Origin of the sequence: Salipaludibacillus sp. HK11, from assembly GCF_047795645.1 — a bacterium.
Lineage (GTDB): Bacteria > Bacillota > Bacilli > Bacillales > Salisediminibacteriaceae > Salipaludibacillus.
On sequence record NZ_CP181045.1, the window covers coordinates 3,471,376 to 3,487,008 of the forward strand.

Annotated in this window: 16 protein-coding genes; 1 reads left to right on the forward strand and 15 read right to left on the reverse strand. The window is 42.0% G+C overall.

The features are described from left to right. Positions 1-34: 34 nt before the first annotated feature. The 7 genes from ACM26V_RS16240 to prfA all read right to left on the reverse strand — a co-directional run bounded on the left by ACM26V_RS16240 (position 35) and on the right by prfA (position 6,359). Positions 35-583, reverse strand: coding sequence for a manganese efflux pump MntP family protein (locus tag ACM26V_RS16240; protein WP_416147775.1), 549 nt, complete (start codon positions 581-583; stop codon positions 35-37). A gap of 75 nt (positions 584-658) precedes the next feature. After that, a complete protein-coding gene (locus ACM26V_RS16245; protein WP_416147776.1) occupies positions 659-1,711 on the reverse strand; it encodes an L-threonylcarbamoyladenylate synthase in 1,053 nt (350 codons plus the stop codon). A gap of 286 nt (positions 1,712-1,997) precedes the next feature. Further along, complete coding sequence (locus ACM26V_RS16250; RefSeq protein ID WP_416147777.1) at positions 1,998-2,447, reverse strand: GNAT family N-acetyltransferase; 450 nt, start codon at positions 2,445-2,447, stop codon at positions 1,998-2,000. 138 nt (positions 2,448-2,585) lie between these two features. Then, positions 2,586-3,356: a stage II sporulation protein R gene (spoIIR, locus tag ACM26V_RS16255; RefSeq protein ID WP_416147778.1), complete on the reverse strand. Its 771-nt coding sequence runs from the start codon at positions 3,354-3,356 to the stop codon at positions 2,586-2,588. Between the two features lie 562 nt (positions 3,357-3,918). Continuing rightward, entirely contained in the window at positions 3,919-4,014 is a 96-nt protein-coding gene (locus ACM26V_RS16260) for a putative holin-like toxin (RefSeq protein ID WP_416147779.1), read from the reverse strand. Positions 4,015-4,392: 378 nt separating this feature from the next. After that, positions 4,393-5,289 (reverse strand): peptide chain release factor N(5)-glutamine methyltransferase, encoded by an 897-nt coding sequence (gene prmC, locus ACM26V_RS16265; RefSeq protein ID WP_416147780.1) that lies wholly within the window; start codon positions 5,287-5,289, stop codon positions 4,393-4,395. Beyond that, on the reverse strand, positions 5,289-6,359 hold the full coding sequence (prfA, locus tag ACM26V_RS16270; protein ID WP_416147781.1) for a peptide chain release factor 1: 1,071 nt from the start codon (positions 6,357-6,359) through the stop codon (positions 5,289-5,291). Before prfA ends, prmC begins: the two co-directional genes overlap by 1 nt. A 238-nt stretch (positions 6,360-6,597) precedes the next feature. Between prfA and ACM26V_RS16275 the strand changes: the two genes are divergently transcribed. Further along, positions 6,598-7,929 carry an FAD-dependent oxidoreductase gene (locus ACM26V_RS16275; protein WP_416147783.1) on the forward strand — a complete coding sequence of 444 codons (1,332 nt, stop codon included), beginning with the start codon at positions 6,598-6,600 and terminating at the stop codon, positions 7,927-7,929. A gap of 112 nt (positions 7,930-8,041) precedes the next feature. Here the strand turns inward: ACM26V_RS16275 and ACM26V_RS16280 are convergent, their stop codons facing one another. The 8 genes from ACM26V_RS16280 to fsa all read right to left on the reverse strand — a co-directional run bounded on the left by ACM26V_RS16280 (position 8,042) and on the right by fsa (position 15,570). Further along, positions 8,042-8,482 carry a hypothetical protein gene (locus tag ACM26V_RS16280; RefSeq protein ID WP_416147784.1) on the reverse strand — a complete coding sequence of 147 codons (441 nt, stop codon included), beginning with the start codon at positions 8,480-8,482 and terminating at the stop codon, positions 8,042-8,044. A gap of 115 nt (positions 8,483-8,597) precedes the next feature. Then, a complete protein-coding gene (locus tag ACM26V_RS16285) occupies positions 8,598-9,137 on the reverse strand; it encodes a hypothetical protein (RefSeq protein ID WP_416147785.1) in 540 nt (179 codons plus the stop codon). A 157-nt stretch (positions 9,138-9,294) separates the two neighbouring features. After that, a complete protein-coding gene (locus tag ACM26V_RS16290; RefSeq protein ID WP_416147787.1) occupies positions 9,295-9,855 on the reverse strand; it encodes a hypothetical protein in 561 nt (186 codons plus the stop codon). Positions 9,856-10,270: 415 nt separating this feature from the next. Further along, the gene (locus ACM26V_RS16295; RefSeq protein ID WP_416147788.1) at positions 10,271-10,894 is read right to left on the reverse strand and encodes a thymidine kinase; all 624 of its coding nucleotides are present in this window, start codon (positions 10,892-10,894) and stop codon (positions 10,271-10,273) included. A 356-nt stretch (positions 10,895-11,250) separates the two neighbouring features. Continuing rightward, a complete protein-coding gene (locus tag ACM26V_RS16300; RefSeq protein WP_416147789.1) occupies positions 11,251-11,493 on the reverse strand; it encodes a type B 50S ribosomal protein L31 in 243 nt (80 codons plus the stop codon). A gap of 191 nt (positions 11,494-11,684) precedes the next feature. Continuing rightward, a complete protein-coding gene (gene rho, locus ACM26V_RS16305) occupies positions 11,685-12,956 on the reverse strand; it encodes a transcription termination factor Rho (protein WP_416147791.1) in 1,272 nt (423 codons plus the stop codon). 482 nt (positions 12,957-13,438) lie between these two features. After that, complete coding sequence (locus tag ACM26V_RS16310) at positions 13,439-14,725, reverse strand: UDP-N-acetylglucosamine 1-carboxyvinyltransferase (RefSeq protein WP_416147792.1); 1,287 nt, start codon at positions 14,723-14,725, stop codon at positions 13,439-13,441. A gap of 200 nt (positions 14,726-14,925) precedes the next feature. Next, positions 14,926-15,570 (reverse strand): fructose-6-phosphate aldolase, encoded by a 645-nt coding sequence (gene fsa, locus ACM26V_RS16315; RefSeq protein ID WP_416147793.1) that lies wholly within the window; start codon positions 15,568-15,570, stop codon positions 14,926-14,928. Between the last annotated feature and the right edge of the window lie 63 nt (positions 15,571-15,633).

Below are 15,633 nucleotides of genomic sequence, written 5' to 3' on the forward strand. Positions count from 1 at the left end.
TTGAGGAAAAAGTTTTCCTCACGCTTTTATTGATTTAGGATACCCCTACTATCATTTTTACCCCAAAATAGATCAAAACCAAACCGCCAATCCATTCACTTCGTTTTCCAACCAAGGGTCCGACTTTTTTGCCGACGACAAGTCCTGCCCAAGTGAAGCAAGTACTGACAATAGCAATGCTTGCCACAGTGACCCCTGTTTTTAGACCGATCATCCCCAAACTTAATCCTGCCGAAAAACTATCAATACTCACGCTAACAGCAAAAATAAGTAGACCGAGCCCTCTAGGTGAAAAAATCAACGACTGCTCATATCGGAAGCTTGACAGGACCATTTGCACCCCTAAAATCACAAGACCACTCCCGCCAATAAAAAATGCAACAGTCCCCATATATTGCGAAAGAATTCTGCCGATTAGCATGCCAAACAGGGGCATCGCTGCGTGAAATACACCAACAGTTAAGCCAATCAGCGCCATCCTACGATATTTAATTCCTAATAATCCTAACCCGATTGATATGGAGAATGCGTCAATGCTTAGCGCAATCGCCATGATGCCAATTGTTATCAGTTCATTAAACACAAAATCCCTCCTTGGACAACTACTTCAATTTATGCATGTCCAAGGCAATTTAGTATCGCTAATTTGCGGTGAATTTTACCGTTGACGTACGACCGTTCCACCTGCTGCCTTTCTGAGTCGATTCATAATCGCACTGCCAAGCTCCGTTTCAGGAAATACTTGCGCGAAAATCACATCAACCTCATCTTCAGCAAACGACCTTAACGAAGGATACAACTGCTTGGCAACTGTGGATAAGTTGTTGACAGAACCGAGGAGTACCTCCTTCGTAGCATTCGTCTCACCACGATATTCATCCGTTATCAACGCGCCTACTTTTTTCCCTTCAGCACGAGCGTCATTGATCTTTTCGCAAAAATAACGAAAATCTCCATCCACAAGGGTTAATGGAGCAGTTGGTGCGTAGTGTGTATATTTCATTCCAGGCGAGCGAGGCGCCTCGTCAAGTTGTGTTAGCGCTGGATCAACGGTAATTTCGCCAATTACACGTTCGATCGCTTCTTTCGTCGCTCCTCCTGGGCGGAGAATCATGACATCTTCTGACGAACAGTCGACAACGGTTGATTCAACACCAACCCCAGTCGGTCCTCCATCAAGAATCCCAGCAATTCGACCATTTAAATCATCGTTCACGTGAGCCGCGGTTGTCGGACTCGGCCGACCAGATCTGTTCGCACTCGGGGCAGCAATCGGTAAGTCCGCTGCATGAATTAGTGCTAACGCAACAGGGTGATCAGGCATACGAATCGCAACCGTAGGCAAACCTGCTGTTACTTTTGTTGATAACGTATGATTATGTCTGAAAACGATCGTTAGAGGGCCTGGCCAGAAAGCGTCCATTAATTGTCTCGCTTTTGCCGGGATTTGTTCCACGTACTTCTCAACTTGATCTTTTGTTGCGATGTGGACAATCAATGGATTATCCGATGGGCGACCTTTCGCGGCAAAAATACGCGTAATCGCTTCATCAGATTTTGCATTCCCTCCTAATCCGTAAACTGTTTCTGTTGGGAACGCAACGACGTGATTATGTATGATTTGCTGGGCTGCTTCAAGAATTTCTGTCGATGTTAGTACACTATCCACATCGTTATCCACAACCCACTGTTTTGTCTGTTGATTTCTCATTATTTCATCCTCCTTGCTGCTCATTATTGTCCGTTTGATTGTGTTTAATGTCAAGCGTAGCAACGAAGGTTCTTGAAGGAGATTTAGCTAGATTATAACTATGGGCTAAGCTACTTCGAATGCCCTTTGTCATTTTCGTCGTGAATGGTACTTCACAATTTTTTTTAAAGAGGGCCAAGCAATCATGTTCAAAAATCGCAAAAAACAACGTTATCCACATGCATCTGTGGATAACGTTGCCGATCCTGTGGATAATTATGTGGAAGAGTGGGTATAAGTCAATTGTTTATCCACATTTCTTTGCTTGTCCATACAAATAATCTTTCTTTTCAAGATAAGTAGCAACTTCAGGTACTTCCTTAAGTTCCTTCGAAAGGTCTGCTTCTCGTACTTTTTTAAATCCTATTTTCTCAAGCATATCGCCTGCCTGGGTTGCCATCACATAAACGACGGATGCATCTTTTTGCCACGCATATTGTATTGCTGTTTCTAGCATTTTCAATACAAAACTTCCATTAACTTTGTCTGCGTCAACGATGACAGATCGGATCAACGTCTCGTTGTCGTTTACAGGTTGCAATGCTGCTGTCGCAATCAGTTCTCTTTGGTTGTCTTCAGCGACGATAAATGGTTGCCAGTCATTTAGAACAAAGGAGCTTGATACTCCTGCTTTGCTAATAAAGTGTTGTATTCGTAGCACATCTTCTTCGACTGCTTCTCGGATAATCACGCTCATTCAAGATCCCTTCCTTCTCTAAAAATAGCTTGTACTATAAACTATTCAAGACATTTGGGATTATGAATAATTTTTGCCGACGTAGTTATCCACTCTTTTGATCGACGTTGTGGATATCTTGTGGACAACCTCTCAAATTTACCAAGGTAATTTTGACCAAAGGCTTTTTACGACATCAACTACGAAGAAAGACACTTCTATTTCTTCTTCGTCTTCTTGGACTTCTTCTCGATCACGTCCCGATTTTTCACGATCTTTTTCGTTCACCTGTTCACTGTCTTGTTCTATGTGTTCCTGTTCTTGCTGTTGATTATTTGTTGAGTAGATCGTTTTTTCTTCATCTTTCTCGGCAACATCGACAAAACATAGCGGTGGGAATAAGACGCACCACCAGTTATCCCCAAGGCCATCGCCTAGTTCGATGAAAACAGCTTCGTATTCTCCTTCTGGATATACTCTGCTTCCATATTGCTTTGTTGGAAAATCAGTGTAATCAAGCGAGACACGGGAAGATGTCTGTACCCCAAGTTTCTCTAACTCATCGCTGACAATCGTTTCGAGCTCTGGGATACGCGCCTGAATTTCTCTGCGTGCATCTTGCACATCGCCCATATTCCCTGTCCACATGCTAATTTCCTTATTGACTTCATTGCGAATGTTGATTTTCACTTGTTGATCGACCGGTGAGTTACTATTTGATTTAATTCTGAGACGAATCGACTCTTCTGGAATTGCTTCCTCTTCGGCACCGACCATAGCCGACATCGATAACACGCTTGCCCCTGCATAGTTTGGATAAAAGAAATGTGCTTCCCAATTTAAAAATAATAATGAAACAATAAAAACTACGTATAATGGCATTCTTGCAATTCTCGTAAACTTGTAATTTGACTTTATTTTGTTAACCATGATGATTCCCCCTCATGCTAATCATTCTCGGCAGGTTGGGGTTTGCTTAAACGGGGAATCGTCCGACAAATTGAGACATAAGGTAAGTTTGTTGTTTGATAAAAGTGAATCATCCTTGAAGAAACCTAAGTTATTCAGTTGACCCAACTTAATCTATATATTTAAGTTTCTCTCGAAGAACTTTAGAATCCCTACTCATTGTGGTGAGCGAAATATGATCGTCTGAAACGTTATTATTCATTCCGTTCACATCACGTATCTACAGTATTATCTATGAAATATAATGTTGGTTCATTTACTCACTTCTAAGTAAAATGACAGTTGTACAATTTACATACATCAGAAAATCGTATATATTTTGTATAAGGTATACCTTGACTTAAACAAGTCGACATAGGTATAATTTAGTTAGAAATGTATACAATAGAACAAGCCAAGATGCGATTAACATCTTGACTCTAACAAATGTTACAACCAATGATTAACGGTCGGCTTTTAACTCTACTTTCCGTTATTTCTAACAAAAAAGTAACCCTCCACGCCCGTCAAAGCACAGGATGGGTTATTTTTTTGCGATTTTTTCGATAAGCATTACAACAAATGTCAATAACGCTAAGATGAAAATACCTGCAGTGAAAAGTAACATTAATACATTCATCGGTCTTATCGCCACCCTGTAAGTAACACTTGCTACCGTCTATTATATCAAATTCCCTTCTACTAATGTTGGTTTTATCATGAGTAATAGATGATTTTTTACAATTATTCCCACGCATTACTTATGGTTTATTCTTGTCAATCCAATCTTTTAATTCTTCCACAAATCCGCCTGTCCCATACTTCAATTCACTAAACAAATTAGAATTACGGATGTTGCTCTTGATATCATATATCCTCCTTTACATACTCCGCCCACAAAGTGACATATCAAATGTCTTCCACCTTGCTTTTACAACTAAGAGGGGCGCTCAATATCGGTGCGAGTGCTCGGCACGCAAAAAGTCAGCTGCTAAGTAGCGAGCTGACTTTTTGTTGATTATTTAACTTTGGCTAGGACGATGCGTTGGTTATTATTGATGTCGTTAATGATTTGAATGTCTGCGTTCGTTGGTAGTTCGGTTGCGAGTAGCTGACGAACGGATTCGCCTTGGTCGTGGCCGATTTCAAAGGCGACGATGCCTGGTGTTAATAAGATATTTGGGATTTGCTTGACGAGGCGTCGATAAATATCGAGGCCGTCTCCCCCTGCGAACAGGGCGTTCTCTGGTTCGTGATCAGTAACGTTCGACTTCATCTCTTTCCGATCCCCTTCTGGAATGTAGGGTGGGTTGGACACGATAATCGAAGCTTTTTCGTTCGATTCGAGAAACGGTGTTAATAAGTCACCTTCGCAAAACGTGATGTTCACTGCAAGGTTGGTTGCATTCCGTTTCGCGACAGCGAGGGCTTCGGTGCTTATATCTGATGCGAGAACGCGACTGTGTGCGAGCTCTAATGCTAGCGTGATAGCAATGATTCCGCTACCTGTCCCGACATCGATGATTTGCAGCGGTTCCGCTTGATTTTTCCCAGCAAGGTCTGCGAAAAGGTCATCGATTGCGGCTAAGACTGCTTCGATGAGTTCTTCGGTTTCGGGTCTCGGGATGAGGACGTGTTGGTTGACGGCATATTCGCGTCCGTAAAAGGTTTCGTTGCCTGTAATGTGTTGGACGGGAATGCCGGTTGCTGCGAGTTCTACGTCGCGAACGAATTGGGAGTGAACGGTGCTTGTGAGCTCGGTTTGTAGTTCGGTGAGCAGTTGTGTGCGTGTCCAGCCTGTATGGTGCTGCAGGAGTCGATCGCCGATTTGTCGTTCGTATTGGTTGGCTTCTAAAAAAGACGAAGCCCAGTTAAGGGCTTCGTATACTTTGGTTGTTTCGTTTGGACTCATCATTATGTGTCCAGGTTTTCCATGAGTGATGATTGTTCTTCTACGATAAGCGCTTCGATGATTTCGTCGATTTTGCCTTCGAGAATCGTGTCGAGTTTCTGAAGTGTCAGACCGATTCGGTGATCAGTTACGCGACTTTGTGGAAAGTTGTATGTGCGAATTCGCTCGGAGCGGTCGCCTGTTCCGATCGCTGATTTTCTGTCCTCGTCAATTTCGGCTTGTGCTTCTTTTTGCAGTTTGTCGTAAATTCTTGCTCGTAAAACTTTCATCGCTTTTTCTTTATTTTTGATTTGCGATTTCTCGTCTTGGCACTGTACGACGGTTCCGGTTGGCAAGTGAGTTAATCGCACGGCTGACATCGTTGTGTTAACGCTTTGTCCGCCTGGTCCGCTCGATGTAAATGTGTCAACGCGGATGTCTTTCTCGTGGACGTCAACTTGAAATTCTTCGGCTTCAGGTAAGACGGCGACGGTTGCTGTAGACGTATGAATACGTCCACCTGATTCGGTGGTCGGCACACGTTGTACGCGGTGAGCGCCATTTTCGTATTTCATGCGTGAGTAGGCGCCTTTGCCGTTGATCATGAAGATAACTTCTTTAAAGCCACCAATGCCTGTTTCGTTCGATTCGATGACTTCCATTTTCCAGCCGCGAATTTCAGCGTAGCGGGAATACATGCGGAACAGGTCACCGGCAAATAATGCAGCTTCATCTCCCCCTGCGGCTCCACGAACTTCAACGATAACATTTTTGTCGTCGTTTGGATCCTTTGGTAATAAAAGAAAGTGTAGTTTATCTTCTATTTGCGGGATTTGGTCTTCCAATTCTTCTAATTCCATCTTCACCATTTCGCGCATTTCATCGTCAAGATTGTCGTTAAACATCTCTTTTGCTTCGGCGATTTGGCTTTTTACGTCTTTGTACTGGCGATACACTTCCACTGTTTCTTGAATATCTGATTGTTCTTTTGAATACTCGCGGAGTTTGTTTGTATCGCTTGTAACTGTTGGGTCTGAAAGCAGTTCATTCAGTTTATCATATCGATCTTCTACAGATTGTAGGCGGTCAAACACATTCTTCACCTCATTTTAATGACTATTTCAGTCTTTCTATAGTATAGGACCTAAGTTCGTTAAAATCAATCTGTTATTCTTTTCGATTGGATTTACCTGATTTTATCTTATACCCTAAATCGTATATGTTTTTAATCAGCATAATAGTGGAATACTTGTAGTAGACGTATTTAGAGAGCGATTTTGCGATTGTTTTATTAATACACTAGACTCGATTTTTCGAAGAGGAGGAATTAGGATGAATGTGGTAATTATCGGTGGCGATGCGGCTGGGATGAGTGCGGCGATGCAGGTGGTGCGTGCTGAGCCTGATTGGAATGTGACGGTGCTTGAGATGGGGGCGGTATATTCGTATGCGCAGTGCGGGTTGCCTTATTATATTGGTGGGATTGTTCGTGACAGTGATTCATTGATTGCACGTGAGCGGGGGGTCTTCGAGGAAAAATTCGGGATAGATGCGCGGATTTATCATAAGGTTGAAGAACTCGATGCGGAAAATCGTGTTGTAAGGGGGAGAGTGCTTGATGGTTCGGATGATACGTTTTCTGTGAAGTATGATAAGTTGTTGATTGCTTCTGGTGCTTCGCCTGTGATGCCGCCGTTTGAGGGGAGAGATTTAGCTGGGATTCATGTGCTAAAGACGATTCCAGATGCGGAGAGAATTGTCGCTGATATGAAAGAGGATGTCCTTAACGTGACTGTCGTTGGTGGTGGTTATATTGGACTTGAGGTGGCGGAAAACTTAGCTATGCAGGGAAAGAAGGTAAGAATCATCGATTTAGCTGATCGTCTCGGGCTTGTATATGATGCTGAGGTGAGTGAGTATATTCAAGATGAGGCAATTGCTAATGGGATTGAGCTCGTGCTAGGAGAGTCTGTCAGGTCGTTTGAGGGCGATTCTCGTGTGGAGGTTGTGCGGACTGATAAAGGCGAGTATGAAGCGGATATGGTCGTCGTTGCGGTTGGTGTCGAACCAAATAGTGCGTTTGTGGAAAAATCGGGTATTCATTTGCACGAATCTGGCGCGATTCTTGTGAATCCCTTTATGGAAACGAATGTGAAACATATTTATGCTGCTGGTGATTGTGCTACGCAATATCATCGGATCAAGGAACATGCGGATTACATACCGTTGGGAACTCATGCGAACAAGCAAGGACGTGTGGCTGGTGTGAATATTTCTGGTGGATCGAAAACGTTCAAAGGGATGGTTGGTACGTCGATTGTGAAGTTCTTTGATTTGACGATTGGCAAGACGGGTTTAAGTGTGAAAGAAGCGGAGGATTTAAGGCTTGACTATGAGGTGATTGGTTACGAGACGGCTCCTTTCGCGGGGTATTATCCTGGAGCTGATGTAATGTATATTCGGATGATCAAAGATAAGGTATCCGATCGTTTGTTGGGGGTACAAGCTGTTGGCAAAACGGGGGTTGATAAGCGAATTGACGTTGCTGCGACGGCTCTTTATCATCAGATGACGACAGAGGATATGGAAAATTTGGATATTAGTTATGCTCCACCTTTTAATTCTGTGTGGGATCCGTTGCAACAAGGCGCTCGGAGAATCTAGGTTTTAGTCGCGCAAGTTAACTTGTCCCGATAATATGTGAGAAAGGCAGCGACTACTTGGTAAATAGTTGCTGCCTTTCGGGTTGTTTGAGCCTAGGGCTAGGGTTTTTGGGTTAGATGAATTCGTTAATGATGACTTCGTAGTGCAAGTTAGGGATTGCCTGATTTAATTGTTCCTTAATATTAGCTATTTGTTCCGCTGCTTCTGGTTCCGTCAGTTCTCTTTCAAATGATACATTTACCCATGCTCGTTCCCCTACAACAATTACTTGTCCCGGAGTGACTCCCGGTATGTCGTAAATGATATTTTCAATAACGAGTTGATAGTCACCCGCGTTTTCTTCTGGGACATGTACAGAGGGAAACCCTTCTCCAGTATAGTTAGTTAAGCCATCTTCAAATATATTTTCCATCCACTCATCGGTTTTCGCCATACCTTGACGGAGCTGATTTTGGTACTGAGCTGCTTGACCTCGGACGTTTTCATTTTCTTCAGGTAGCTTCGGATTATTGCAAGCCGTTATTAAAAACAACACTATCGATAAACTGATCATGAGTTTTTGCGTTTTTATTGAGATCACCTCTTATGTTACAGGTTTCCCATAAGGGCGTTTTTCCATACTGTAAACGGTATCGACGCATTGCAATCCCACTTCGTTTGGCTACCTTTTAAAAAGTCGGTTCTTCCTTCCCTGTTGTCGCTCCATTAACAGTCACTTCGTACTCGTAGCGAGGATTCGCTTTCGTCAATTCCCGTTTGATATAAGCTATTTGTTGCTCTAGTTGTTCTTGGTTCAAACCCGTTTCAGCTGTCACATTTACCCATGCATGCCCACCAACCAGAATGACATAGTTAGGAGTATACCCAGGCAAGTCTAAAATAGTTGCCTCAATCAGGTTTTGATCATCACCGTCTGTCTGTCTAGGGGCATTAAGTGAGCGAAAGCTTTTTCCAGTTACATTTGATTCAATTTCTGGATCATAGGGGTCGGATCTATGACCGATAAATCCGTAATTAGCTGGCCCTGGGCCAAACAAACTTTTCATCCAATCTTTTTTTGGTGCCGTCTGTTCCGGGTCGATTTCTTGGAATTGCCCGTCTGCTTGACCTTGAACATTCTCGTCTTCTTCAGGGGGATTCTGGTTATTGCACGCGCCTAAAAAACAAGCTATTATCGTTAAACAAATCATCATTTGTTTTGCTTTCATTTTAATCACCTCTTACGTTATAGGTTTTCCGTAGGAGATTTTTTCATGCAAAACAATATAGAGTTTATATGCGTAGATTATTGGAAAAAAATCAGCTAATCAGATGGGCGGCAATACAGTTATTCGGCAAGTGTCGTTGGTTCGGTCATCAACCTCTTTAAAAATTGTCTTCTGTTTGACCGTATATTTTTACTTCATATTCGTACTCAGGGTTTTTTCTGTCTAATTCACTTAAAATGAAAGCTTTTTTCTCCTCTTCTTCTTCAGGTGTTAGAGATCTTTCATATGATACATTCACCCAAGCTCGTCCATCAATGATGGTAACCGAGATCGGCGTCACTTCATCCATGTCACGAATCACATTTTCTATTAGTTGACGTTGTTCCTCTTCAACCTCTGCATCGCTTTGCTCGTTTAGTGGGCTATAACCTGTTTCGGCTCCTATCTCGTCAATCGTTTCAATCGCCTTATCGTAGGATTGAGCTTGTTGATCTGTTGGTTCGTAACTCACTGCCTCTGTTTCGAATAGGCTCTTTGTAACGTTCTCACCACCGTGAGGATGTGGATGGACTTGAATATAACCTTGCGCATGTGGAGAAGTATACGACTCGGCTTGGTTATTTAGCTCCGCTTCTGGAGGGTTCGGTCGATTGCATGCTGCTGCACTTGTGAATAAGAGTCCTATCATCAAAATAATCATGATATTTTTTGTTTTCATTTTTAATCACCTCTTACATTACATATTTTCCGTAAGAGTGCCAATCCATACAAACAAATGGATATAAATTGTTCGTTTTAGTTGGGGGGGGTCGACTTGTAGGGGATGTCGCTAGTTCGGAGGTGGTTTTTTCGACTTGTTCCATCTTTTTCGGATAGAGGCACATGTTATGTCGTCTTGTCTTGACCCTATTTTCCTGATTTCGCTTGCTTTAGGCCACAAGACTCCTCTCCTTGTTACCTTCCCAACACACGCTTCTAGATCGCACTAGTTCGTCCTCTCCACAACTTCTTACTTCATACAAAAACAAAACCCCCTCGCAAATGCGAGGGGGTTGAAATTACGGTTAATTAAAAATGACTATTAGTCTTTTAATCATTGCTCGTTACCTGTTCCGTCACGAGAACCAACTCAATTAGTTACTCGTCGTGATTGTCTGCTCTTTGATGTCGTCGAGAACTGGGCTTCCTGGAACCTCGTGACAATGGCGACAACGTGGTTCATAAGACTCGGATGCACCAACGAGGATAATCGGTTCGTCGAAAGATGCAGGTTTCCCATCAATGAGACGCTGCGTTCTGCTTGCAGGAGATCCGCATGATAAACAAATCGCTTGAAGTTTTGTCACCGTTTCTGCGAGAGACATGAGTGCCGGCACACAACCGAATGGTTCTCCACGGAAATCTTGGTCAAGACCAGCAACAATAACGCGACTGCCCTCATCAGCTAAATATTGAACAATCCCAATTATTTTGTCGTCAAAAAATTGCACTTCATCAATCGCAATAACTTGTGTATCTTTTTCAAGGTGATCAAGAATATCGGTTGCTTGTTGGACCGGTATCGCATAAACCTTCGTTCCATTATGTGAAACGACTTCTTTTTCACTGTAGCGATTATCCATAATCGGTTTAAAAACTTGAATTTTTTGGCGGCCAAAACTAGCTCTGCGCACACGACGAATCAGTTCTTCTGACTTTCCAGAAAACATACTTCCACAAACCATTTCTAGCCAGCCTTCTCTTCTTGTTAAATGCATGATACCGCTCCCGTTCTTTTAAAACTTTGCTTGATTTTTATTTCACAATGATTTATATAAAACCAATTTCTAAGTATTTACAATAATCCTCACATTAAATGCCACAATATGTTGAAAGGTGACTCCTCTATTATAGTCGTGGATTGTTCCACAAAACAATGGATTTTTAAGAATTAGGACGAATTACTTTTTTTAAAATCTTTCGGTGTTTCACTTGATTATGAGAAACATTTCTGGATCTCGCCTCTGATGAAATCCCTGATTTTTCATGCGTGCCTTTTAGGCTAATATTCTAAATTAATCATAAAAAAACAGACAAGGGCAATCCTTGCCTGTTTTGATTATGTCGTTGGTAATTACATACCGTATTTCTTTCTGAACTTGTCCACACGTCCACCTGCATCGGCAAACTTTTGCTTACCTGTGTAGAATGGGTGGGAATCAGAACTTACTTCAACAGTGAGTAATGGGTATGTGTTACCATCTTCCCACTCAACTGTTTCTTTTGAGTAACGAGTTGATCCTGTCAAGAACATAAAGCCTGTACTTGTATCCTTGTAGACAACTTGACGATATTCTGGGTGAATTCCTTGTTTCATGCTTTTCATCTCCTTCCGCCCTGAATCTTTCGAAACAGAGTTACGATTCCAGTCTATATTAGACCTTTTTCACACATGACGAAATTATAACAACAGATTGCCTTAAATGCAATAGGCGCTATGAAAAAAACTTCGTCATTCTTTAACGCGTAAACAAAATCCGCCTATCCATAGTGAGGGAGATTCCGGTTCTATTTGCGACTAGGCTTACCTGATTTTTCCTGCTCGAGAGCTTTGAAAAATTCTTCGTTCGTTTCGGTATTGCGAACTTTTTTCAAGAAGCGATCTAAGAAATCTGGTTGGTCATTCATCGTTTTTCGAATCGCCCATAGATTCTCAATTTGATCTTTCGGTAATAAGAGCTCCTCTTTACGAGTGCTTGAACGGCGTATGTCAATCGCTGGATAAATTCTTCGTTCTGCCAATTTACGATCGAGGTGTAATTCCATGTTGCCGGTTCCTTTGAATTCTTCATAGATCACATCATCCATGCGCGATCCTGTTTCTACTAGAGTTGTAGCTAGAATCGTTAAGCTACCGCCTTCTTCAATGTTTCTTGCTGCACCAAAGAAACGTTTTGGACGATGGAAACTAGCGGGATCAATCCCTCCGGAAAGCGTTCGTCCACTTGGTGGAACAACGAGGTTATAAGCTCGTGCTAGACGGGTAAGACTATCCATCAAGATGACGACGTCCTTCTTTGATTCTACCTGGCGCATTGCGCGCTCGAGAACTAACTCTGCGACTTTGATATGATTTTCTGGGACTTCGTCGAACGTAGAGCTAACGACTTCGCCTTTAATCGAACGTTCCATATCTGTTACTTCTTCAGGTCGTTCATCGATCAATAACACCATAAGTTCGACATCAGGGTGGTTTTTCGCAATACTATTTGCTACTTCTTTTAATAATAAAGTCTTTCCGGCTTTAGGTGGTGCAACGATCAGTCCACGTTGACCAAATCCTACAGGAGAAATCATGTCCAATACTCGAGAAGCTATCATGTCCGGCTGATGTTCTAGTGTTAGCTTAACCTCCGGGTATAACGGAGTGAGCTGAGGGAAATGAGGTCTTTCTTTCGCCTTCTCGGGGTCTTCACCATTGACTGCTGCTACTTGAAGTAGTCCGTAGTAACGTTCATTTTCTTTTGGTTTCCGCACTTTACCTGAAACGGTATCCCCATTTCTTAGTTGGAAACGGCGAATTTGCGAGGCGGAAATATAAATATCTTGCGAACTTGGTTTGTATGTGTTTGACCGTAAGAAACCAAATCCTTCTGCTGTAATGATTTCCAATATCCCTTCCATAAACATCAAATCTTCATTTTCTGCTTGTTTTTTGAATATCGCAAAAATCAATTCTTTTTTTGATAATTGACTGTAGTATTGAACTTTGTGTTCCTTTGCCAGTTCGTATAATTCCTTCAGTTTCAAGTGCTCCATTTGTTTTAAAGTCACGCTCATGCGTTTCATCACACCTTTTCTTTATTACTTTCATTCTATTTACTTAACATCGTATAAACGATCACTAAAATTAGTCATTAAGGTTAACTGCTCTTTTTCCGGGTGAATTTATTTGAAGTAACCAGTAGCTAATGAAGAAGGATCGTGAGGTATGAATGTTAAATTTTTGCCATTCATTATTAAATAGATGGGCAAGCGAGAGTTTGTTATCTAGCTTCGTCCACTCCTTATCTAAGCATACTTCTCTTCTGAAAACAAGTCATGTTTAATAGGGAACTGAGGGGGATCACCCCCTCAGTGAAGGATTAAATATAAGTTTCCAACGGCATTGGATGCGACAAATAAACCTTGTCCACTTAAATACCAGTTCGTGATGACGTATGTTCAGTCCTGCAACGAATTCATAAATGAGAGGCAGATACTAGAATGACTATTTCACCAAAAATAAATCGTAACAATAGTTTTTTGCCATGTTAAGCCGATTAAGAGCTTTTCACTTCTTCTAACTCTTCCGCATTCAGCGGTTCACGCCAAATATTAGCTCCGAGCCCTTTTAGTTTTTCCTCAAGAAAGGCATATCCTCGATCAATGTGGGTCACGCCAGTAATTTCGGTTACACCCTCTGCCATCAATCCAGCAACGACGAGGGCTGCTCCTGCCCGTAAGTCACTTGCTCTCACTTTGGCGCCTTGCAGGCGAGTTCCTCCATTAACGAGGGCTGAGCGACCTTCTACTTTAATGCTTGCTCCCATACGCCTTAACTCATCAATATGCTTAAACCTTGCTGAGTAAATCGTGTCCGTAACAATACTAGAACCATCCGATTTCGTTAGTAAGCTCGTAAATGGTTGCTGCAAATCGGTGGCAAAACCAGGATAAACGAGGGTTTTCACATCTACTGGTGAGAGAACTGAGTGGCTTTCTATATAAATAGAATCATCTCTCGCCTCTACATGTACTCCCATTTCACGGAGTTTAGAGCTCACCGATTCTAAATGGAGCGGAATGACGTTGTCGACTGTAACGCCTTTGCCCATAGCGGCGGCAATAATCATATACGTACCTGCTTCAATACGATCCGGGATAATGGAGTGGCGACAACCATTCAGTTTATCCACACCATCAATTCGTATGACATTTGTTCCAGCACCTTTGATATTGGCACCCATGCTTGTTAATAGTGTAGCCACATCAATAATTTCTGGTTCTTTTGCGGCGTTTTCAATGACTGTTTGACCTTTCGCTTTCACAGCTGCTAGCATAATATTAATTGTTGCACCTACACTAACGACATCGAGATAAATCCGAGCTCCAACTAATTCATCTGCTTGAAGATAAATTGCGCCCTGTTCATTCGTGACTTTCGCTCCTAATGCTTCGAATCCTTTAATATGCTGATCAATCGGCCGAGGTCCAAGGTTACATCCCCCGGGGAGCCCAATAGCTGCTTTTTTAAATTTCCCTAACATTGCGCCCATCATATAATAGGAGGCTCTTAATTTTTTTACTCGTCCATTCGGAAGTGGCATGGAGAACATATTTTCAGGGTGGATGACAAGTGTGTCATCAGAAAGTTCTGTGCTTCCGCCGATCTCTTCGAGTAAATAAGCAAGTGTCTCCACGTCAGATATGTCCGGTAAATTATCAATTGTTACTGTAGAGTCTGCCAGTATCGCAGCTGGAATAAGAGCTACGGCACTGTTCTTTGCGCCACTGATTTGAACGGTCCCTTCCAATGGATGGCCGCCTTCGATCAATAGTTTTTCCATAAAACAGCTTCCCTTCTGTCTTGCATTAATTATTCGTAATTCATGATAAAATTTCTTATCTCTTATTTTACACGATGTAAAGGTCAATTAGAAAATAAATTTAGAGAATATTTTAAACAGTTGCTAGAAATCGAAAGACACCTAATGAAGGTGTCTTTTCTTCTATCATATTCTCGTTTTCGTTAATTATCAAACATAACCTATTTTTTCGCATTATTCCAGTCAGAAAGAAATTTTTCTACCCCCGAATCCGTTAATGGGTGTTTCACAAGTTGGTCAATCACTTTCAAGGGAATTGTTGCAATGTGAGCTCCTCTTAAAGCTGATTCTGTCACATGTTGTGGATGGCGGATCGAAGCGGCAATAATTTCTGTATCAATATCATGAATAATAAAAATTTCAGAAATGGCAGAAATCACTTCTAAACCATTATGACCAATATCATCTAGTCTACCAAGAAATGGTGAAACATAGGAAGCGCCAGCCCTTGCTGCAAGAAGCGCTTGATTTGCAGAAAAAACGAGTGTGACATTGGTTTTAATATTAAGCTGGCTGAACGCCCGAACAGCCTTTAAACCTTCTAATGTCATCGGTACTTTCACAGTGATATTAGGAGCAATTGCTGCTAGTTCTTTTCCTTCTTCAATCATTCCTTCAGCATCTGTAGCAATCACTTCGGCACTAACAGACCCTGAAACGAAGCTGGTAATCTCTTTTAGCCGCTCGTGGAAATCTACTCCCTCTTTTGCAACAAGTGAGGGGTTTGTCGTGACCCCTGCTAATATTCCTAATGCATTTGCTTCCTTTATTTCAGCCAAATTAGCCGTATCAATGAAAAATTTCATCTTTTATCAGTCCGATCTTATAATTTTTTCATGATAGCGCTTTCTTTATATGTGGTAAAATAG

Bases quoted from the DNA above. Each gene is read 5' to 3' on its own strand.
- fsa (WP_416147793.1), bottom strand. From the start codon at position 15,570: ATGAAATTTTTCATTGATACGGCTAATTTGGCTGAAATAAAGGAAGCA.
- ACM26V_RS16310 (WP_416147792.1), bottom strand. From the start codon at position 14,725: ATGGAAAAACTATTGATCGAAGGCGGCCATCCATTGGAAGGGACCGTT.
- ACM26V_RS16295 (WP_416147788.1), bottom strand. From the start codon at position 10,894: ATGCATTTAACAAGAAGAGAAGGCTGGCTAGAAATGGTTTGTGGAAGT.
- ACM26V_RS16275 (WP_416147783.1), top strand. From the start codon at position 6,598: ATGAATGTGGTAATTATCGGTGGCGATGCGGCTGGGATGAGTGCGGCG.
- prmC (WP_416147780.1), bottom strand. From the start codon at position 5,289: ATGATGAGTCCAAACGAAACAACCAAAGTATACGAAGCCCTTAACTGG.
- ACM26V_RS16245 (WP_416147776.1), bottom strand. From the start codon at position 1,711: ATGAGAAATCAACAGACAAAACAGTGGGTTGTGGATAACGATGTGGAT.
- rho (WP_416147791.1), bottom strand. From the start codon at position 12,956: ATGAGCGTGACTTTAAAACAAATGGAGCACTTGAAACTGAAGGAATTA.
- ACM26V_RS16280 (WP_416147784.1), bottom strand. From the start codon at position 8,482: ATGATCAGTTTATCGATAGTGTTGTTTTTAATAACGGCTTGCAATAAT.
- ACM26V_RS16250 (WP_416147777.1), bottom strand. From the start codon at position 2,447: ATGAGCGTGATTATCCGAGAAGCAGTCGAAGAAGATGTGCTACGAATA.
- ACM26V_RS16260 (WP_416147779.1), bottom strand. From the start codon at position 4,014: ATGAATGTATTAATGTTACTTTTCACTGCAGGTATTTTCATCTTAGCG.
- ACM26V_RS16290 (WP_416147787.1), bottom strand. From the start codon at position 9,855: ATGAAAACAAAAAATATCATGATTATTTTGATGATAGGACTCTTATTC.
- spoIIR (WP_416147778.1), bottom strand. From the start codon at position 3,356: ATGGTTAACAAAATAAAGTCAAATTACAAGTTTACGAGAATTGCAAGA.
- ACM26V_RS16300 (WP_416147789.1), bottom strand. From the start codon at position 11,493: ATGAAACAAGGAATTCACCCAGAATATCGTCAAGTTGTCTACAAGGAT.
- ACM26V_RS16285 (WP_416147785.1), bottom strand. From the start codon at position 9,137: ATGAAAGCAAAACAAATGATGATTTGTTTAACGATAATAGCTTGTTTT.